The organism is Dietzia sp. SL131, assembly GCF_026672565.1.
Lineage (GTDB): Bacteria > Actinomycetota > Actinomycetes > Mycobacteriales > Mycobacteriaceae > Dietzia > Dietzia kunjamensis.
This window is the reverse complement of sequence record NZ_JAPPRI010000003.1, coordinates 1,111,300-1,130,262: the sequence shown is the minus strand read 5'-3', so window position 1 is coordinate 1,130,262 and position 18,963 is coordinate 1,111,300. Positions and strand designations below refer to the sequence as shown.

At 71.2% G+C, this 18,963-nt stretch carries 20 protein-coding genes; 1 reads left to right on the top strand and 19 read right to left on the bottom strand.

What is annotated here, in order from left to right:
- Positions 1-4 precede the first annotated feature (4 nt).
- The 19 genes from OVA21_RS06085 to infC all read right to left on the bottom strand — a co-directional run bounded on the left by OVA21_RS06085 (position 5) and on the right by infC (position 18,179).
- On the bottom strand, positions 5-631 hold the full coding sequence (locus OVA21_RS06085) for a DNA-3-methyladenine glycosylase (RefSeq protein ID WP_067714140.1): 627 nt from the start codon (positions 629-631) through the stop codon (positions 5-7).
- A gap of 56 nt (positions 632-687) precedes the next feature.
- A complete protein-coding gene (locus tag OVA21_RS06080; RefSeq protein WP_067714095.1) occupies positions 688-909 on the bottom strand; it encodes a Trm112 family protein in 222 nt (73 codons plus the stop codon).
- A gap of 5 nt (positions 910-914) precedes the next feature.
- Positions 915-2,354: an argininosuccinate lyase gene (gene argH / locus OVA21_RS06075; protein WP_132063239.1), complete on the bottom strand. Its 1,440-nt coding sequence runs from the start codon at positions 2,352-2,354 to the stop codon at positions 915-917.
- The gene (locus tag OVA21_RS06070) at positions 2,351-3,550 is read right to left on the bottom strand and encodes an argininosuccinate synthase (RefSeq protein ID WP_132063238.1); all 1,200 of its coding nucleotides are present in this window, start codon (positions 3,548-3,550) and stop codon (positions 2,351-2,353) included. The genes argH and OVA21_RS06070 overlap by 4 nt, the downstream gene beginning before the upstream one ends.
- Before the next feature lie 58 nt (positions 3,551-3,608).
- Positions 3,609-4,106, bottom strand: coding sequence for an arginine repressor (locus OVA21_RS06065; protein ID WP_082923787.1), 498 nt, complete (start codon positions 4,104-4,106; stop codon positions 3,609-3,611).
- Positions 4,103-5,080 (bottom strand): ornithine carbamoyltransferase, encoded by a 978-nt coding sequence (argF, locus tag OVA21_RS06060; protein WP_268092012.1) that lies wholly within the window; start codon positions 5,078-5,080, stop codon positions 4,103-4,105. The genes OVA21_RS06065 and argF overlap by 4 nt, the downstream gene beginning before the upstream one ends.
- Positions 5,077-6,318: an acetylornithine transaminase gene (locus OVA21_RS06055; protein WP_185951820.1), complete on the bottom strand. Its 1,242-nt coding sequence runs from the start codon at positions 6,316-6,318 to the stop codon at positions 5,077-5,079. The genes argF and OVA21_RS06055 overlap by 4 nt, the downstream gene beginning before the upstream one ends.
- On the bottom strand, positions 6,315-7,250 hold the full coding sequence (gene argB / locus OVA21_RS06050; protein WP_067714080.1) for an acetylglutamate kinase: 936 nt from the start codon (positions 7,248-7,250) through the stop codon (positions 6,315-6,317). The genes OVA21_RS06055 and argB overlap by 4 nt, the downstream gene beginning before the upstream one ends.
- A 1-nt stretch (position 7,251) precedes the next feature.
- On the bottom strand, positions 7,252-7,728 hold the full coding sequence (locus OVA21_RS06045; RefSeq protein ID WP_268092011.1) for a hypothetical protein: 477 nt from the start codon (positions 7,726-7,728) through the stop codon (positions 7,252-7,254).
- A complete protein-coding gene (gene argC, locus OVA21_RS06040; RefSeq protein WP_069390101.1) occupies positions 7,725-8,762 on the bottom strand; it encodes an N-acetyl-gamma-glutamyl-phosphate reductase in 1,038 nt (345 codons plus the stop codon). The genes OVA21_RS06045 and argC overlap by 4 nt, the downstream gene beginning before the upstream one ends.
- A 112-nt stretch (positions 8,763-8,874) precedes the next feature.
- Positions 8,875-9,669: a DUF2786 domain-containing protein gene (locus OVA21_RS06035; RefSeq protein WP_268092010.1), complete on the bottom strand. Its 795-nt coding sequence runs from the start codon at positions 9,667-9,669 to the stop codon at positions 8,875-8,877.
- Positions 9,670-9,760: 91 nt separating this feature from the next.
- Positions 9,761-10,600 (bottom strand): bifunctional hydroxymethylpyrimidine kinase/phosphomethylpyrimidine kinase, encoded by an 840-nt coding sequence (gene thiD, locus OVA21_RS06030; protein WP_182633928.1) that lies wholly within the window; start codon positions 10,598-10,600, stop codon positions 9,761-9,763.
- Positions 10,593-13,112 (bottom strand): phenylalanine--tRNA ligase subunit beta, encoded by a 2,520-nt coding sequence (pheT, locus tag OVA21_RS06025; protein ID WP_268092009.1) that lies wholly within the window; start codon positions 13,110-13,112, stop codon positions 10,593-10,595. The genes thiD and pheT overlap by 8 nt, the downstream gene beginning before the upstream one ends.
- A gap of 44 nt (positions 13,113-13,156) precedes the next feature.
- A complete protein-coding gene (pheS, locus tag OVA21_RS06020; protein ID WP_120285900.1) occupies positions 13,157-14,206 on the bottom strand; it encodes a phenylalanine--tRNA ligase subunit alpha in 1,050 nt (349 codons plus the stop codon).
- A gap of 119 nt (positions 14,207-14,325) precedes the next feature.
- Complete coding sequence (locus tag OVA21_RS06015; RefSeq protein WP_268092007.1) at positions 14,326-15,987, bottom strand: ABC-F family ATP-binding cassette domain-containing protein; 1,662 nt, start codon at positions 15,985-15,987, stop codon at positions 14,326-14,328.
- Positions 15,984-16,847, bottom strand: a complete 864-nt coding sequence (locus OVA21_RS06010) for a TrmH family RNA methyltransferase (protein ID WP_067714052.1) — start codon at positions 16,845-16,847, stop codon at positions 15,984-15,986. The genes OVA21_RS06015 and OVA21_RS06010 overlap by 4 nt, the downstream gene beginning before the upstream one ends.
- A gap of 10 nt (positions 16,848-16,857) precedes the next feature.
- Complete coding sequence (gene rplT / locus OVA21_RS06005) at positions 16,858-17,238, bottom strand: 50S ribosomal protein L20 (protein WP_007630820.1); 381 nt, start codon at positions 17,236-17,238, stop codon at positions 16,858-16,860.
- A gap of 69 nt (positions 17,239-17,307) precedes the next feature.
- Positions 17,308-17,502, bottom strand: coding sequence for a 50S ribosomal protein L35 (gene rpmI, locus OVA21_RS06000; protein WP_007630819.1), 195 nt, complete (start codon positions 17,500-17,502; stop codon positions 17,308-17,310).
- 92 nt (positions 17,503-17,594) lie between these two features.
- A complete protein-coding gene (gene infC / locus OVA21_RS05995; RefSeq protein WP_082923789.1) occupies positions 17,595-18,179 on the bottom strand; it encodes a translation initiation factor IF-3 in 585 nt (194 codons plus the stop codon).
- Between the two features lie 353 nt (positions 18,180-18,532).
- Between infC and OVA21_RS05990 the strand changes: the two genes are divergently transcribed.
- The gene (locus OVA21_RS05990; protein WP_069390177.1) at positions 18,533-18,934 is read left to right on the top strand and encodes a DUF1844 domain-containing protein; all 402 of its coding nucleotides are present in this window, start codon (positions 18,533-18,535) and stop codon (positions 18,932-18,934) included.
- The last annotated feature ends 29 nt before the right edge of the window (positions 18,935-18,963 follow it).

Sequence of the window (18,963 nt, the reverse complement as noted above, 5' to 3'; positions counted from 1 at the left end):
TCCCTCACTCGGCGTGTCCGGCCACCACGGGGCGGGTCAGCTGCGGGGCCCGTGGGCTGCGTCGGTACGCGGAGACCTCCCGCGCGCCGGCCACCCAGAACCTCCACGGGCGGTCCGCTTCGCGGGAGACCCCGACCCTCGGACCGGACCTGATGTGGTGCCCGGGGACCGGGTCGGGGCGGAATTGGACCGACGACGACGAGTCGAGCACGTCGATGCCCCTCATCGTGAGGTCGATGCCCAGGGTGCTGCCGAGATTGCCGGGTCCGCGGGCGGCCCGCTCGGCCGGGACGCCGGGCCGGCGGGAGTCCACGATCTCGTGGCCGCCGGCGATGCGGGCCGCCCTGAGCAGTACTCCGCCGCCCTCCCCGGCGGGCCGGCACGTGATGTTCACGCACTGGTGGATCCCGTGGCTCAGGTAGACGTACAGATGACCGGCGTCCCCGAACATGACCTCGTTCCGGGGGGTGGGGCCCGGCCAGGTGTGAGCGGCCGCGTCGGGAAAGCGGGATTCCGGTGGCCCGCCGTAGGCCTCGACCTCCATGATCCTCACCGAGACCGCGCCGTGGGACAGGATCCCTCCGAGCAGAGCCCGGGCCGCGGTGTCAGGCGATGACTCCCGCAGCAGCAACCGGAACCGATCGGTATCGGTGCCGACGGCGGGGCCTGTGCGGTCGTCCGGGGAACTCACCCCTCGGTGCCTCCACCTGCCAGGGCGACCAGCTCCGCGTGCTCGGCGTCGTCCACCTGCCGGGATTCGTCGACCAGCAGCACGGGGATGCCGTCGTCGATCCGGTAGGCCCGGCGCAGACGCGGGTTGTACAGCGTCTCCGATCCCGCGAGCAGGAGCGGGCCCTTGTCCTCGGGGCAGGCGAGGATCTCGAGCAGACGTGCGTCGATGACGGACATGGCGCTCACCCTACCCAGCCCGCGAACTCGTCGCGGATCTCGCCCAGTCGCCTGCGCTGGGCGGCCACCGCCTCGCCCGCGGTGCCGCCCCGGGCGTTCCTCGACGCGATCGACCCGGTGACGGTGAGGACCTCGCGCACCTCGGGCGTCAGCGCGGGGTCCACGGCCGCCAACTCGTCGTCGTCCAATTCGTCGAGCCCGACGCCGCGGTTCTCGGCCACACGGACGCACTCCCCCGCCGCCTCGTGGGCGACCCGGAACGGGACGCCCTGCCGGACCATCCACTCCGCGATGTCGGTGGCCAGGGTGAACCCGGCGGGAGCGAGCTCGGCGAGCCGCTCCGGATGGAACTCCAGGGTGGCCACGAGACCGGCCATGGCCGGCAGCAACAAATCCAGCTGCGACACCGAGTCGAAGACCGGTTCCTTGTCCTCCTGCAGATCGCGGTTGTAGGCCAGCGGTTGCGCCTTGAGGGTCGCCAGCAGGCCGGTCAGGTTACCGATCAGTCGACCGGTCTTCCCGCGCATCAACTCCGCCACGTCCGGGTTCTTCTTCTGCGGCATGATCGAGCTGCCCGTCGACCACTCGTCCGCCAGCGTCACGTACCCGAACTCGGGCGTGGACCAGGCGATGATCTCCTCCGCCAGGCGGGACAGGTCGACCGCGATCTGCGCCAGCACGTACGACGCCTCGGCGGCGAAGTCGCGGGAGCTGGTGGCGTCGATCGAGTTGTCGGCGGCCCGGTCGAAGCCGAGCTCGGCGGCGATCGCGTCCGGGTCCAACCCCAGCGACGACCCCGCCAGCGCACCCGAACCGTACGGCGACACCGCCAGACGGCGGTCGAGGTCACGGATCCGGTCCAGATCGCGCAGCAACGGCTGGGCGTGCGCGAGCAACTGGTGGGCGAGCAGGACCGGCTGCGCGGCCTGGAAGTGGGTCTTGCCCGGCATCACCGTCTCGGGGTGCGCGTCGGCCTGGCCGACGAGCGCGTCGACCACGTCCAGGACCCCCGCCGCGACCGCCCGCACGGCGTCGCGGAGCCACATGCGGAACAGGGTGGCCACCTGGTCGTTACGGGACCGGCCGGCACGCAGCCGACCGCCCACCTCGGGCCCCACCCGCTCGATCAGGCCGCGCTCGAGGGCACCGTGCACGTCCTCGTCGGACTCCGCCGGGACGTAGGCCCCCGAATCGACATCCGCGGCCAGGCGGTCCAACCCGTCGAGCATGGCGTCCAGGTCGGGACCGGTGAGCAGACCCGCGCGGTGCAGAACCCGGGCGTGCGCCTTGGACGCGCGGATGTCGTACGGGGCCAGCTCCCAGTCGAAGTGGGTGGACTTGCTCAGCGCGGCCATGGCCTCCGACGGCCCGCCGGAGAACCGACCTCCCCACAGGGAGCCCGTGTTGGTGCCGTGCCGCCCGGAGTCGCCCTGCTCCGCACTCACAGGCCGAGGTCCCGCTTGGCGGCGATCTTGGAGCTCAGGCCGTGCAGGTTGACGAAGCCCTTCGCGTAGCTCTGGTCGAACGAGTCACCCTCGTCGTAGGTGGCGAGGTTGAAGTCGTAGAGCGAGGAGTCGGAACGACGGCCGTTGACGGTGATCGAGCCGCCGTGCAGGACCATCCGGATGTCACCGGACACGTGCTGCTGCGTGTTGTCGATGAAGGCGTCCAGGGCGTACTTGAGCGGCGAGAACCACAGACCGTCGTAGACCGCGTTGGACCAGGTGTCGGACACGCCGGACTTGTATCGGGCGAGCTCACGCTCGAGGGTGACGTCCTCGAGCGCCTTGTGGGCGGTGATGAGGATCATGGCGCCCGGCGCCTCGTAAACCTCGCGGCTCTTGATGCCCACCAGGCGGTCCTCGACCATGTCGAGGCGCCCGACGCCCTGCGCGCCGCCGCGACGGTTGAGCTCCTCGATCGCTTCGAGCACGGTCACCTTGCGGCCGTCGATCGCGACCGGCACGCCCTCGGAGAAGGTCACCGTGACCTCGTCGGGGGCGGCGAAGTTGATGGTCGGGTCCTCGGTGTAGTCGTAGACGTCCTTGGTCGGGGCGTTCCACAGATCCTCGAGGAAGCCCGTTTCCACCGCACGGCCCCAGACGTTCTGGTCGATGGAGAACGGCGACTTCTTGGTGACGTTGATCGGGATCTCGTTCCGCTCGGCGAACTCGATCGCCTTCTCGCGGGTCCAGGCGTAGTCACGGACCGGCGCGATCACGTCGAGGTCCGGCGCGAGCGCACCGAAACCGACCTCGAAGCGGACCTGGTCGTTGCCCTTACCCGTGCAGCCGTGCGCCACGGAGGTCCCACCGTGCATCTTGGCCGCGGTGACCAGGTGCTTGACGATGAGTGGACGGGAGATCGCCGAGACCAGCGGGTACTCGCGCATGTACAGGCCGTTGGCCTTGATCGTGGGGGCGCAGTAGTCATCGGCGAATTCGTCGCGGGCGTCCACGACCACCGACTCCACGGCTCCGCAGTCCAGTGCGCGCTGCCGGATGACGTCCATGTCCTCACCACCCTGACCGAGGTCGATGGCGACGGCGACGACCTCGGCACCGGTCTCCTGACCGATCCAGCTGATGGCGACGGAGGTATCGAGTCCGCCGGAGTAGGCGAGGACGACGCGATCGGACATGGTGTTCTCCTTGATGTGTGGGGTCTGTTCAGGGGGGTGGGTCGGTCTGCGGGGCCGGTCAGATCTGGCGTCGTGCCAGTCCGGCCAGTCGGTCGGCGAGTTCAGCTCCGGTGACGGGTTCGCGGGCCATCACGAATATGGTGTCATCCCCCGCGATGGTCCCGACGACGTCGTCCAGATTGGCCCGGTCGAGGGCGCTGGCGAGGAAGTTTGCCGCCCCGGGAGGAGTTCGCAGGACCGCGATGTTGGCACTGTGGTCGGCGGACACGAGTAGGTCCGCGATCAGCCTGCCCAGCCGGTCCGTCCCGCCCGGGATTCCCGGCACGTGGCTGCCGTCCTCGGGGATCACGTAGCGCCCGGCGCCTCCGTCTGCGGCGCGGAGCTTCACGGCGCCGAGTTCGTCCAGGTCCCGGCTGAGGGTGGCCACCGCCACGGCGATACCCTCCTGCGCCAACGCCTCGGCGAGCTCGGTCTGACTGCGCACTGGTCGGCGACGCAGGATCTCCGTGATCCGGGCGTGCCGGGCCGTCCTGCTGACGCTGCCGACGGCGGTCACGATCGCTCCAGTAGCCAGACCAGAAGCGCCTTCTGGGCGTGGAGTCGGTTCTCGGCCTCGTCGAAGACTCGGCTGTGGGGGCCGTCGATCACCTCGGCGGCGATCTCCTTGTCCCGGTAGGCGGGCAGGCAGTGCAGCACGATGACGTCGTCCGAGGCCCTGGCCACCGACGCCCGGTCCAGCTGGTAGTCGGCGAGGTCCCGCAGTCGCTGCGTGGCCGAGTCCTCCATACCCATCGAGACCCAGGTGTCGGTGATGAGGACGTCGGCGCCGTCGACAGCCCGGTCGACGTCCGTCGTGATGGTCACCGAACCACCGGTCTCCGCGGCGATCCGCTCGGCGTCGGCGACCACCTGACCGGTGGGTTGATACCCCTCGGGGGCCGCGATGGTGATGTGCATACCCGCGGTCGCGAACCCGAGGAGGTAGGAGTGGCCCATATTGTTGGCCCCGTCCCCCAGGTACACCGCCCGGAGTCCCTCGGTGCGGCCGAAGTTCTCCCGGATGGTGAGCAGGTCGGCCAGGATCTGGCACGGATGGAACTCGTCGCTCAGGGCGTTGACGACGGGAACGTCCGCGTGGGCGGCGAGTTCTACGAGGCCGTCCTGGGAGTAGGTGCGCCACACGATCGCCTCGACGTAGCGCGACATCACCCGGGCGGTGTCGGAGAGGGTCTCCCCCTTGCCCATCTGGGTGGAGCCGGACTCGACGACGATGGCGTTCCCGCCCAGTTCCGCTATCCCGGCGTCGAACGAGAACCGGGTGCGGGTGGAGGTCTTGTCGAAGATGACCGCGACAGACCGCGGGCCCTCCAGGGGTCGGGCGGAGAACGGCTCGGCCTTGAGCTTCAACCCGAGGTCCAGGACTTCGGCCTGCTCGGCGGGGCTGAGGTCGTCGTCGCGGAGGAAGTGACGGACCGCAGGGGTGGAGGTCGCGGTCGACGCGGTCGATGAGCTGGCGGTCGGGCCGGTCATGACGAGGACTCCTTCTGGGCTGCGATGGTGGACGACGCGGTGTCGAGGATCCCGGGCAGCGCGGACACGAACTCGGCGACCTGCTGTTCGGTGAGGATGAGCGGTGGTGCGAGGCGGACCACGTCCGCCGTGGTGGCGCCCACCAGGTACCCGGCTCCGCGCGCCGCCTCCTCCACCGCTTTGGCGGCCGGCGCGGTGAGCACGATCCCGAGCAGGAGGCCCCGTCCACGCACGTGGTCGACCAGTGGGTGGTCGAGGCACTCGATCTCGGCGGCGATGATCTTGCCGAGGCGGTCGACGTGCGCCACGAGGTCATCGGACTCGATCGTGTCGAGTACGGCGAGAGCGGCGGCGCACGAGATCGGGTTACCGCCGAAGGTGGTGCCGTGCTGCCCGGCGGTGAGTAGTTCGCCCGCGGCGCCGACGCCGAGGCACGCGCCGATCGGCAGGCCACCACCGAGTCCCTTCGCGAGGGTGATCACGTCGGGCACGACCCCGGCCTTGCGGCAGGCGAACATCGCACCGGTACGGGCGATCCCCGTCTGGACCTCGTCCACGATCATGAGGACGCCGTGCTCGGTGCACAGGGCGCGCACGTCGGCGAGGAACCCCTCGGGAGGCTCGACGACGCCGCCCTCGCCCTGGAGCGGTTCGATGATGACGGCGGCCGTCTCGCCCGGAGCCTGCTCCACCAGCGTGGTCAGGGCGTCGATGTCGCCGTAGGGGAAGAACTCGACCCCGGGGGGCATCGGCTCGAACGGCGCGCGCTTGGCGGGCTGGCCCGTCATCGCCAACGCCCCCATCGTCCGTCCGTGGAATCCGTTCTCCGCTGCCAGGATGCGGGACCGGCCCGTCCGGCGGGCGATCTTGAACGCGGCCTCGTTGGCCTCGGCTCCCGAGTTGCAGAAGAAGGCACGCACCGGCTGGTCCACCGCCAAGAGGGACTCGAGACGCTCGGCCAGCTCGACCACCCTGGGGTGGACGTACAGATTGGAGATGTGCCCGAGTTCGGCGACCTGGCGACTGACCGCGTCGACCACGGCCGGGTGGCCGTGTCCGAGGGAGTTCACGGCGATCCCGCCGAGCAGGTCGACGTACCTACGACCGTCGGCGCCCGTGAGCGTCGCGCCACTGCCCGAGACCAGCTCGAGCGGCGGGGTGCCGTAGTTGCGCATCAGCGCGTCGTCCCACCGCGCGGTGAGGGTCGGGGTGTCGGTGACGGTGTGCGTGTCGTTCATTTCTCGACTCCTGCCGGCGACCTGGTTTCGTGGTGGCCCTCGGTGACCATCGTCCCGATGCCCCCTTCGGTGAGGATCTCGAGCAACACCGAGTGTTCGACGCGGCCGTCGATGACATGGGCTGCGTGCACCCCGCCCCGGACCGCCCGCAGACAGGCCTCCATCTTGGGAACCATCCCGCTCTCGAGGGACGGGAGGAGCCGCTCGAGTGGTTCGGTACCGAGATGCGTCACGAGGGACGAGCGGTCCGGCCAGTCGGTGTACAGCCCCTCGACGTCGGTGAGGACGATCAGCTTCTCCGCACCCAGGGCCGCTGCGAGCGCCCCGGCCGCGGAGTCGGCGTTGATGTTGTGCACGGTTCCGTCGGAGTCGGGCGCGATGGTCGACACGACGGGGATCCTGCCCGCCTCGATGAGGTCGAGGACGGCCCGCGGGTCGACGGACTGCACATCGCCGACCAGCCCGATGTCGGTGGGTTCACCGTCGACCATCGCCGTCCGGCGGACCGCGGTGAACAGCCCCGCGTCCTCTCCGGAGATCCCGACCGCGTAGGGGCCGTGGGCGTTGATCAGACCGACGAGCTCGCGTCCGACCTGGCCGAACAGCACCATGCGGACGATGTCCATGACCTCGGGGGTGGTGACCCGGAACCCGCCGCGGAACTCGCCCTCCATGCCCAGACGACCGAGCATGGAGGTGATCTGCGGCCCGCCCCCGTGGACCACCACGGGCTTGAGCCCGCAGGTGCGCAGGAACACCATGTCCGCCGCGAAAGCCGCTTTGAGGTCGTCGTCCACCATGGCGTTACCGCCGTACTTGACCACGACGATCTTGTCGTGGAACTTCTGCAGCCACGGCAGCGCCTCGGCGAGCACGTGCGCGCGGACGAACGGCGTCAGCTGCGTGGAGCCGTCGTTCATCTCGGTGGTCATGTCAGGCCTCTCCGGGCTGGTCGGGAATGGTCAGGGCGAGTCGGACGTCCGCGCCACCGCGGTGTCGGAAACGGAACTCGGCTCCGTCCGCCGTCGGTGCGGGTTCCGGCCACGGCGCGTGATCGGTGTCGGGCCGGAAGACGAGCACCTCGATCGGGCCGGCCTCGACACCCGATCTCGAGCTGACGAACCGGGCGACGTTCTCGGCGACCTCGTGCGCGGCCGTGAAGTCCGCGCCGGGGTCTCCGACGCCGGGGCCGTCGAGCAGGACGACCGCGCGGGTGGACGGGATCTCGGCGCTCAGGGTGCTCCACCGCAGTTCCACCGCGTCCGCCCCGTCACCGTGGACGTTGAGGATGCCGGTCGAGCCGGCGGGGGCGACCCAGAACATCGCATGGGTTCCCTCCGGGGCCCACCACATCTCGAGACCGTGGATCCGGCCTCTGGAGGTGGCGCCCGCCAGGGCGTCCGCGGTCACGGGGCCAGGCCGACGGTGCTGAGTCCGGCGGTCTCGGGGAGTCCGAGCGCGAGGTTCATCGACTGGATCGCGCCCCCGGCGGTGCCCTTGGCGAGGTTGTCGATCGCCGCGGTGAACACCGCGCGGCCGGCGCGCTCGTCGACCTCGATGCCGAGTTGCACCGCATTGGATCCGAGCACGGAGGCGGTCATGGGCTGCACGCCCGCGGGCAGGACGTGGACGAACGGCTCGTCTCCGAACGCCTCGGCGTACACCGCCCGGAGCTCCCCGGCGGTCGCGGTCGTGGGCGCCACCGCGGTGGTGAGGATGCCGCGGGCCATGGGGGCGAGAACCGGGGTGAAGCTCACCGACACCTCCGCGTCGGTGACCGCACGAAGGTTCTGGGTGATCTCGGGCGTGTGCCGGTGGGTGGTCACGCCGTACGCCTTGGCCGAGCCCATGACCTCCGCGGCGAGCATCGGGACCTTGGCGGCCTTGCCTGCGCCCGACGCTCCGGTCACGGAGACGATCGTGATGGCGGAGGCGTCGACGAGGCCGGCCGCGACGGCCGGGAACAGCGCGAGCGTGGCGCCCGTGGGGAAGCACCCCGGGACCGCGACGCGGCGGGTGGACCGCAGCGCCTCACGCGCCCCGGGGAGCTCCGGGAGACCGTACGGCCAGGTACCGGAGTGCTCGGAGCCGTAGTACGCCGTCCAGTCCTCTGCGTCCACCAGTCGGAAGTCCGCCCCGAGGTCGACGACGAGGACGTCCGGCCCCAGTTGCTCGGCGATCGCCGCAGAATGCCCGTGGGGCAACCCCAGCACCACGACGTCGTGGCCTTCGAGCGTCTCCGCCTCGGTCTCCGCGAGGACGCGGTCGGCGAGGGGCAGCAGGTGCGGGTGGTGCTCCCCGAGCGTCTGTCCGGCGCTCGACCCGGCGGCGAGCGTGCCGATCTTTAACTCCCCCGCCGCATAGGACGGGTGCCCGAGTAGGAGTCGGAGGAATTCCCCGCCCGCGTAACCCGAAGCACCTGCGACCGCCACCGTGATTGCCATACGCACGAGTATGCACCACTTTGCAATGTTTTGCATCTCCCCCGGCGAGCCGCGCCCCTTGCCCCGCCCCCCGCCGTCCGACGCCCCGCCGCCCGGCGCCCCGCGTGCGGGGTCAGGCCCCGATCTGCCGGCGGCCGCCCGTGAAGCGGCGCTGGCCGAGATCCACCGAGCCACCGACCCGACGCCCCTCCTCGATCCCGGACGTACCGACCCGCCTGCGGGCACCGCGGACGGCGGTCGGGAAGCGCCGACGGAGTTCGGTCTCCGCCCGCTGCGAGTCGGACCGCAGGACGAGTCCGGCGCCCGCGGCGTCCCGGCTCTCGGCCACCGCGCCCCGCTCGGCGGCCTCCAGTCTCCGCCCCACCTCGAAGGCGAAACCGGTCATGAACGACTTGCGGTGGGTGACCGCGGAGACACCCGGGGAGGGCCGCTGTCTGGCCGCTGCGGCGAGCATGACCCCGGTGAGGGCCCCGGCGAGCATGCCCACCCGCTCGACGTGGCGGCGAACCCCCACGATGTGCACGACCCGGGTGCCGTCGCCGCGGGCGGACGTGACGGCCCGGCAGTGCATCGCGGCGGCGAGGGCGGCCACCAGTCCCACCTGGTCGGGTTGATAGCTCCCGGAGATCACGTGGTCGATGACCGCCACCTCGGCGGCGGCGGTATCCGGACCGGTCCGCGCGAGCGCCTCGTCGACGCCGTACTTGGCGAGCAGGGCGTAGGCACGCTCGAGCAGGACCTCGGCCTCGGGCGTGCCCGCCACGCTCTCGGCTTTGGCGAAGAGTTTGCGGACCCTGTCCAACGCCTTCTCTGACGAGGGGGGCCCGGCGCCCTCGTGCCCGTCCTGCGATCGGGTCTGCGAGGTGCCCTGCGAGGTGTTGTGGGAGGTGTTGTGGGAGGTGTTCACTGTCTGCTCCTGATCGTCTCGGCCGTTCGGCGGAACCGATACTCGCACAGGTGTACGACACAGTCGGTGCGGACGGCCGCGCCGTCCCAGGTCAGCGGTGCAGGAACCAGGTGTGGTCGAGCGGGCCGGAACCGCGGCCGACCTCCAGGGTGAGACCGCCGTGGAGGGCCCCGTCGATCCACGGGCGGACGCGGCGGTAGGCCGCCTCCCAGTCCCTCTCCCCCACCCGCGCGGTGGCCAGCGCCGAGGACAACGAACACCCGGTGCCGTGCGTGTGCGGGGTGTCGACGCGGACGAACGGCAGGCGCAGCGTCGTGCGTCGGTCCCCCTCGGACTCCACCAGCACGTCCTCCGCACTGCCGTCGTCCAGATCGCCCGTGGTGGCGAGCACCGCGCAGCCGGTCTGCTCGTGCACGAGCTCGGCCTGCCCGACGATCGTCTCGATGTGCTCCGCGGGCTCGCCGCCACACAGCACCGCGAGTTCGGGGACATTGGGCGTCACCAGGTCCGCCAGCGGGACGAGGTCCCGCAGCATCCGCGCCGCGTCCTCACTGGCCAGCCGGCCTCCGGTGGTGGCCACCATCACCGGGTCGAGGACGACGTGGGGTGGACGACGACGACGAAGCCAGTCGCCGACCGCCTCCACCAGAGCGGCCTCACCGAGCATGCCGATCTTGACGGCGTCGATCGTCACGTCATCGGCGACGGCGTCGAGCTGGGCGATCACGTCGTCGACGGGCACGGCGTGCACCCCGGTCACCCCGACGGTGTTCTGGATCGTGACCGCGGTGACGGCACCCATTCCGTACCCGCCCATCGCGGCGACGGCCTTGGTGTCGGCGAGCAGCCCGGCGCCGCCGGACGGGTCCGTGCCCGCGATGCACAGGACCCGCGGCACCCGTGCACCGGCGGGGCGTCGGCCGTCAGCCACGCAGGCTCGCCCCCACGGCCTTCTCCGCCGCCTCGACGGCGGCCGTGCGCCATGCGCTCGCCTCGTCCTCCGTGAGGGTGCGGTCGTCGGCACGGAACGTCAACGCGTAGGCGAGGGACTTACGCCCGTCCCCGAGCTGGGCGCCGGTGTAGACGTCGAACAGTCGCGCGCTCTCGAGCAGCTCCCCGCCTCCCGAGCGGAGTGCAGCCTCGACCTGCGCAGCGGGCACGGCCACGTCCACGACGAGCGCCACATCCTGGTTCACGGGCGGGAACGGCGAGATGGTCGGGGCCGGCAGCACCTCCCGGGCGCCGATCGCGGTGAGGTCCAGTTCGACCGCGCACGTGCGCGCCGGGAGCCCGAGCCGCTCGCACGCCGCGGGGTGTAGCTCACCGGCGTGACCGACCACCACGATCTCACCCGGCCCGGCGTCGCGGTCGCCACCATCGACCAGGACCTCCACGCAGCGACCCGGGTGCCACGGTGCGCGCTCGGCCGCCCGCACCTCGACCTCGGCCCCGAGGGCCCGCCCGACGATCCTCGCCGCCTCCACCGCGTCGAGGGCGTCGGCCTCCCGGCCGGGGCCGAAGTGCCCGCCCGGCTCGCGTCTACCGGTGTAGAGGGCTGCCACGTGGAGCGGCTGGTCGGGCAGCGACGCCGCCAGGCTGTCCCGCTCCTGCGGGGTCGGCTCCCGATCGACCGGCAGCATGTCGACCCCGGACGTCGTCGGCGTCCGGAAGGACACCTGCGCGACCGAGAAGAGCGCGAGGTCGCGGGCCCCGCGCGTGATGTTCCGGCGGGCGATCTCGGCCAGCGAGGGCAGCAGCGTGGTGGCCAGATGAGCCTTGTCGCTCTCGAGGGGATTGACCACGGCCATGGTGCTGCGGCGCTCGTCGTCGTCGTCCAGTCCCATGGCGTCGAACACCGACGGGTCACAGAACGGAGACGTGAGCACCTCGACGTGCCCGGCTGCGGCCAGGGCGTGACCGACGGCACGGCGGCCGCGCTGGAACTCGGTGAGGCCGCGACCGGCGGGCGCGGTGGGCAGCACCGACGGGATGTTCTCCAGCCCCTCCAGGCGAAGCACCTCTTCGACCAGATCCGCGGGCAGGGTCAGGTCGGGACGCCAGGCCGGCGCGGTCACCTCGAGCAACACCGCGTCGTCACCGGCGACGGCGCACCCGATCTGCTCCAGACGACGACGGGTGGTCCCCACCGGATACCCGACCCCCGCCACCCGCGAGGGCCGCTCCGGGTCGAACGCGATCGTCGGCATCGCCGGCGCCGAACCGACGTCCGTGAGAGAGGCCTCTACGGTGCCGCCGGTGATCTCGGCGAGCAGCGTGGCCGCGCGGTCCAGCGCCGCGATCGACGCGGCGGCGTCGACCCCACGCTCGTAACGCTTGCCCGCCTCGCTGGGGAGCTTGTGGCGGCGGATGGTCCGGAACACCGCGAGGGTGTCCCACACGGCGGCCTCGAGCAGGACGTCGGTCGTGTCGTCGGAGACCTCGGTGCTGGCGCCACCCATGACGCCGGCCAACGAGATCGGGCCGCGGTCGTCACAGATGACGACGTCCTCGGGGTCGAGCGTGCGCTCCACGTCGTCGAGGGTGGTGAGCGTCTCCCCCGCGCGGGCCCGGCGGACGGTCAGCCCGCCCTGCAGGCGAGCGGCGTCGAACGCGTGCATCGGGTGCCCCAGCTCGAGCATGACGTAGTTGGTGACGTCGACGGCCGGGGAGATCGGGCGCACGCCCGAGAGCAGCAGGCGGCGCGCCATCCACCACGGGGTCCGCGCGGACGGGTCGACTCCCGTGACCCGGCGCAGGGCGAACCGCTGGGCACCGGACTCGGCGGCCACCTCGAGCGGCCAGGTCTCCTTCTCCGACGGCAGTCCGAGCTCGGCCGCGGGATCGGCGAAGTCGAGGTCGAACCCGCACGCCAGCTCGCGGGCCAGGCCGCGGGCGGACAGGCAGTAGCCACGGTCCGGCGTCACGTTGAGTTCGATCACGGTGTCCCGCTCGCCGGCGCCGGCCGCGAGCACCGGTGCGGCGGGGTCCCCGGGCTCGGCGGTGCCCTCGGCGAGGACGATGATCCCGCTGTGGTCGGAGCCGATCCCCAGCTCGGAGGCAGAGCAGATCATGCCCTCGCTCGGCTTGCCATACGTCGTGCGCTTGCCGATCTCGAACCCGCCCGGCAGGACGGTGCCCGGCAGGGCGACGACGACCAGGTCGCCTTCCGCGAAGTTGCGGGCGCCGCACACGATCTGCTGCGGCTCGTCACCGCCCACGTCGACCAGACAGAAGCGGATGGGCTTCTTGAAGCCCTCCAGCTCCTCGATGCTGCTGACACGGCCGATGGTGAGCGGGCCGTCGATCTGGGGCAACTGCTCCGGTTCGCCCTCCACCTCGAGGCCGACGCGCACGAAACCGGCGTCGAGCTCGGCCGGGCTGACGGACCAGCCGTCGTTGGCCCGCTGCAGGATCTCGGTCAGCCAGGACTGCGCAATTCGCACTGTGGGGTCCTTCGTCTTCTGGGGTGGGGGGTGGATGCGGCGGGTCAGGAGCGGATGCCGAACGGCAGGGAGAAGCGGACGTCGCCCTCCACCATGTCGCGCATGTCGGACAGGCCGTTGCGGAACTGCAGGGTGCGTTCCAGGCCCATGCCGAACGCGAAGCCCGAGTACTCCTCGGGGTCGATGCCGCACGCCGTCAGCACGTTGGGGTGCACCATCCCGCAGCCGCCCCACTCGACCCAGCCGGCGCCGCCCTTCTTGCGCGGGAACCACACGTCGACCTCGGCGGAGGGCTCGGTGAACGGGAAGTAGTTGGGCCGCATCCGGGTGCGGGTCTCCGGACCGAACAGTGCCCGGGCGAACGCGTCGAGCGCGCCGCGCAGGTGCGCCATGGTCAGCCCCTTGTCGATCGCCAGGCCCTCGACCTGGTGGAACACCGGGGTGTGGGTGGCGTCGAGTTCATCGGTGCGGAACGTGCGGCCCGGGCAGGCCACGTAGATCGGCGGTTCCCGGTCGAGCATGGTGCGGATCTGCACCGGCGAGGTGTGGGTGCGCAGCACCTGGCGGCTGCCCTCGGGCGCGATGTGGAAGGTGTCCTGGAGGGTGCGCGCGGGATGGTCGGGGAGGAAGTTGAGCGCGTCGAAGTTGTAGTGCTCCGCCTCGACCTCGGGCCCCTCGGTGATCTCCCATCCCATTGCGACGAACACGTCCGCGACCTGCTCGGTGATGATGGTGATGGGGTGCTGCGCGCCCACCGGCGCGCGCCCCGACGGGACCGTCAGGTCGAGCGTCTCGGCCACGAGGACGGCGGCGTCCCGCTCGGCCTGCAGTTCGGCCAGGCGGGAGTCGTACGCCTGCTGGACCCGGGTCCGTGCCACGTTGACGGCCTTGCCCGCGGACGCCTTCTGCTCCTTGGGCAGCGAACCGAGGGTGCGGCGGCCCAGTGCGATGGGGCTGCGGTCACCGAGGTGCGCCGTCTTGGCGGCGGCCAACGCCTCGAGGTCCGCCGCGGCGGCGAACGCGGCCTCGGCGTCCGCGGAGTACCGCGCCAGCGACTCCTCGTCGATCCGGACCTCGCCTGTGTCTTCGCTCACCGGTGCCCTCGTCCTCCCCGTCACGGCGGACTTCCGTCGACCGCCCCGCATCGGGGCCAAGACTAGTCGATCCCCGGTCCCGCCCCCGCTCCCCCCGGCGATGGCCGGGGGGAGCCGCGTCAGTGTCGTTCCCGCACCGACCCGGCGTCGACCAGCAGCTCGCGGGTCGCGCGGAAGGCGTCCCACATCCGCCGGTCGTGGGTGATGAGCAGGACCGTGCCGCCGAACGCGTCCACGGCCTGCTCGAGCTGCTCGATCGCCGGCAGGTCCAGATGGTTGGTCGGCTCGTCCAGCACCAGCAGGTTCACCCCGCGCTGCTGCAGGAGGGCCAGCGCGGCACGGGTCCGCTCCCCCGGTGACAGTGACGCGCAGGCTCGGGCGACGTGCTCTCCACCGAGCCCGAACTTGGCGAGCAGGGTGCGGGCCTCGGTGGGGTCGAGGCCGGCCGAGTCGGCGGCGACGCAGAACGTGTCCAGCAGCGGGTCCGGCCCGCCGAACTCCGTCCGTGCCTGGTCCACCGTCCCGGGCTGGACCCCCGACCCGACGGTCGCGCGGCCCGAGTCGACCGACCGCTCCCCGGTGATCGCGGCGAGCAGCGTGGTCTTGCCCGAGCCGTTCGATCCGCTGATGAGGATCCGGTCCCCGGCATCGATCTGCAGGGTCACCGGGCCGAGGACGAAGTCGCCGCGGCGCACGACGGCCTCGGCGAGCACGGCCACCACGGAACCGGAGCGGGGCGCCGTCGCGATCTCCATCTGCAGCTCCCACTCCTTGCGCGGTTCGGCGACCACCTCGAGGCGTTCCATCGCCCGCTCGGACTGGGAGATCTTGGCGGCCTGCTTCTCGGAGCGCTGGCCCGCCCGGTTCCGGATGTGCTTGTCGCGCTCCGCGTCCTTTCCGCCGGTCTTGCGCATCGTGTTGCGCACGCCCTTGTCCAGCCAGGATTTCTGTGTCTGCACGCGGTCCTTCAGCTGATCGACCCGGCCCGCGTACTCCTCGTAGGCGTCGCGGGCCCGTTGCCGTGCCAGCGCCCGTTCGGCGAGGTATGCCTCGTAGCCGCCGTCGAAGACGGCGATCTGCTGCTGGGCCGAGTCCAGTTCGACGATGCCGGTGACGCACCTGGCCAGGAACTCGCGGTCGTGGCTGACCACCACCATCGGGCGCCGTTCGGCCTGCATGAAATCCTCGAGGACGGCCAACCCCGCCAGGTCGAGGTCGTTGGTGGGCTCGTCCAGCAGCAGGATGTCGTACTGGCTGAGCAGCACGGCGCCGAGGTTCACGCGGGCGGCCTGCCCTCCCGACAGCGCCGACATCGGCAGGTCCGGGACCGTGTCGTCCAGCCCCAGCCGGGCTGCGGTGACGGGGATCCGCTCGTCGAGGTCGCCACCGCCGAGCGCCAACCAGCGCTCCAGGGCGTCCCCGTAGGCGTCGGCGGCCGAGTCGGAATCCGCCATCTGCCCTGCCAGCGCGTTCATCCGCTCGAGCGCGTCCGCGACGCCGGTGACGCGGTGCAGGAAGTCGCGGACCACCTCGTCGTCGTCGCGCTCCACCTCCTGTCGGAGGAGCCCGACCGTGGCGTCCGGCGGGCTGAGGGTGAGCTGTCCCGTCATCTCGGCGACGGGGTCGCCGGCCAGCGCGTGGAGGAGAGTGGACTTTCCGGCGCCGTTAGGTCCGGTGAGGCCCCAGACGTCTCCGGGTTCGACGACGAGGTCGAGCCCGTCGAACAGGGTCCGCGCCCCGCGGGTGGCGCCGAATCCGCGGGCGGTGAGGGTCGCGGTCATGATCCCGCCAGCAGCCGGGCGCTCGTGTGGAGGCAGATGGAGGCGGCGGTGACGATGTTCAGGCTCTCGGCCCTTCCACGGATGGGGATACGGACGCGGAGATCCGCGCGCGCGGCGAGGTGCTCGGGCACCCCGTGGGCCTCGTTGCCGAAGATCCACGCGGTCGGCTCGGCGAGGGCCTCGTCCGCCCGCTCGACGTCCACTTCGCCGTGGGCATCGGCGACCGCCACCTGCAGTCCCGCCCGGTGCGCCCGGTCGATCAGGTGGTCCTCGGCGATCCGCCGCACGACCGGGAGATGGAACAGGCTGCCGGCGGACGCCCGGACCGCCTTGGGGTTCTCCGGGTCGGCCGCCCCCTCGGTGAGCCAGACCGCGTCGGCCCCGAGCGCGTCCGCGACGCGGACCAGGGTGCCGACGTTGCCGGGTTCGGACAGCGCCTGGCCGACGGCGACCAACCGGGGCTGCGGTTCGGTCCCGGACGCGGGCCCGTCGGCGACGGGATCCCCGGTCGCCGTGCGCGCCACGGCGCGGCACAACGCGACGATGCCCGTGGGGGTGACCGTGTCCGAGAGTCCCTTCAGGGCCCGGTCGGTCGCCACGGACACCGGGATCCCGGCGGAACGGGCCGCGTCGACCAGGCCGGCGAACCGGTCGAGTGCGTCGGCGGTGCAGAAGATCTCGACCGCGACGCCGGTGGCCACCGCCGCCTCGACCGAGTTGGTCCCCTCGGCGAGGAACCGGCCGGCCTCACGCCTGGCGGCGGCGCGGTGGAGCTTGGATGCGGAAACGACCCGCGGGGTCCGTTCGGTGAACGGATCCGCGGGTCGTCCCGTGCCCTGTGCGGGCGGAGTGTTCGTCAATTCGCGGGTGTCAGGCAGCCGGCGCGTTGACGTCGGCCGGAAGCGCCTTGCGCGCGACCTCGACCAGCGCCGTGAAGGCGGCCGGGTCGGTGACGGCGAGGTCCGCGAGGACCTTGCGGTCGACCTCGACGCCCGCGAGCTTGAGGCCCTGGACGAAGCGGTTGTACGTCATGTCGTTGGCGCGGGCCGCGGCGTTGATGCGGGAGATCCACAGCTTGCGGAAGTCGCCCTTGCGCGCACGACGATCGCGGTAGCTGTAGGTCATCGAGTGGAGCATCTGCTCCTTGGCCTTGCGGTACAGCCGCGAACGCTGTCCGCGGTAGCCCTTGGTGGACTCGAGTACGGTCCGACGCTTCTTCTGGGCGTTGACTGCCCTCTTCACGCGTGCCACTGATCAATCCTCACTGGTTTGGGCCGGTCGCTCGTGGGCGACCGGAAGTCTCTTCGGTGGTGGGAGGGCTCAGAGCCCGAGAAGCCGCTTGATGCGGGGGACGTCGGCCGGGGCGACATCCGTACGGCCGTCGAGGCGACGGGTGCGCTTGGTGGGCTTCTTCTCCATGATGTGGCGACGGTTGGCCTGCTGGCGGACCAGCTTGCCGGTTCCGGTCTTCCGGAAGCGCTTGGCGGTGCCCTTGTGGGTCTTCATCTTCGGCATGATCGGTCTTCCTCACATGGTTCGTCCCGGAAGGCCCGGTGGGACCTCGGGTGTGCGGACGTCGGGCGTCCGTGGTCTGGGCGGCGGAGTGCCTATTCGGAAGCGGGGTCCGTGACCTTGGACTCCTGCGCCTTGGCGCGGGTCTTGGCGCCCTTGTGGGGGGCGACGACCATGGTCATGTTGCGGCCGTCCTGCTTGGCGCTGGTCTCCACGTATCCGTACTCGGTGATGTCGTCCGCCAGGCGCTGGAGCAGACGGAAGCCCAGCTCGGGGCGGGACTGCTCACGTCCGCGGAACATGATCGTGACCTTGACCTTCGAGCCCTTCTCCAGGAAACGGACGACGTTCCCCTTCTTGGTCTCGTAGTCGTGGGTATCGATCTTCGGACGGAGCTTCTGCTCCTTGACCACGGTCTGCTGCTGGTTCTTCCGCGACTCGCGCTCTTTCTGCGCCGCCTCGTACTTGAACTTTCCGTAGTCCATGATCTTGCAGACCGGCGGGCGCGCGGTGGGCGCGACCTCGACGAGGTCCAGATCGGCCTCCAGGGCCAGACGAAGTGCATCCTCGACGCGAACGATCCCCACCTGCTCGCCCCCGGGGCCGACGAGTCGGACTTCGGGGACACGGATTCGTTCGTTGATACGTGCTTCGGCGCTGATGGGCCCTCCTCGGTAGATGGTGCTCTGTCGCGACCACTGGCGCGGTCGCGCATCCGCCCTCGAGGGACCCCGGGCCACACCGGGTACGCCGGTGAAACCGAGAAGGCCCCACGGCAGGGATGCCGGGGGCCTCTCACTCCTCACCCGTCGACGACGAGACTTCCGCGATCACTCGCGGCCCCTCGTCGGGGTGGTGACCATCAAACTGCCTTCCGGCGTCGGATGGTGGGAGATCGGGCTCCTCTTGGACGATGGAACCCACTACGTAGCAGGTTCCCACAGTCGGGAGTTGACTGTACCAGTCGTCGGCGTTGCCCCCAAACCGGTGGCTGGCGACACGATATCGACCGGTCCGTGGGACAGTGTTCGGCATGACCACCGACCAGCCCGCCTCCACCGACCAGGCCGCCGCCGAGAACCTGCTCGAGGGGCACCTCGACGCCCGCGAGGTCGAGGTCGTCGATCTGGCGGACGTCTCCGCACAGGAGATCATCTTCCGTTCGATCGTCGTCCTCATGAGTGCCGCTGCTGAGAAACTGGGGCTCTCCGACGACGACCCCTCCGCCAGCCCGCGACTGGATCTCGACGAGTCCCGCAAGCTCATCACGGCCCTCGCCGGCCTGGTGGCCGGGTCGGCCGAACACCTGGGGCCGCAGGCCCGGGTCGTCAAGGACGGTCTACAGGGGCTGCAGCGCGCGTTCCGCGAGGCCAGCGCGTACCCCGATGAGCCCGGCGAGGGCCCCGGCGAGAAGTTCACCGGCCCGGTCTACTGACCGCGCCGCGCCGACCGCGCCGCCCACTG

Excerpts from the sequence above, each read along its gene's own strand:
- OVA21_RS06080 (WP_067714095.1), bottom strand. The coding sequence starts at position 909 with ATGTCCGTCATCGACGCACGTCTGCTCGAGATCCTCGCCTGCCCCGAG.
- OVA21_RS06070 (WP_132063238.1), bottom strand. The coding sequence starts at position 3,550 with ATGTCCGATCGCGTCGTCCTCGCCTACTCCGGCGGACTCGATACCTCC.
- argF (WP_268092012.1), bottom strand. The coding sequence starts at position 5,080 with ATGACCGGCCCGACCGCCAGCTCATCGACCGCGTCGACCGCGACCTCC.
- OVA21_RS06055 (WP_185951820.1), bottom strand. The coding sequence starts at position 6,318 with ATGAACGACACGCACACCGTCACCGACACCCCGACCCTCACCGCGCGG.
- argB (WP_067714080.1), bottom strand. The coding sequence starts at position 7,250 with ATGACCACCGAGATGAACGACGGCTCCACGCAGCTGACGCCGTTCGTC.
- argC (WP_069390101.1), bottom strand. The coding sequence starts at position 8,762 with ATGGCAATCACGGTGGCGGTCGCAGGTGCTTCGGGTTACGCGGGCGGG.
- OVA21_RS06015 (WP_268092007.1), bottom strand. The coding sequence starts at position 15,987 with ATGACCGCGACCCTCACCGCCCGCGGATTCGGCGCCACCCGCGGGGCG.
- rpmI (WP_007630819.1), bottom strand. The coding sequence starts at position 17,502 with ATGCCGAAGATGAAGACCCACAAGGGCACCGCCAAGCGCTTCCGGAAG.
- OVA21_RS05990 (WP_069390177.1), top strand. The coding sequence starts at position 18,533 with ATGACCACCGACCAGCCCGCCTCCACCGACCAGGCCGCCGCCGAGAAC.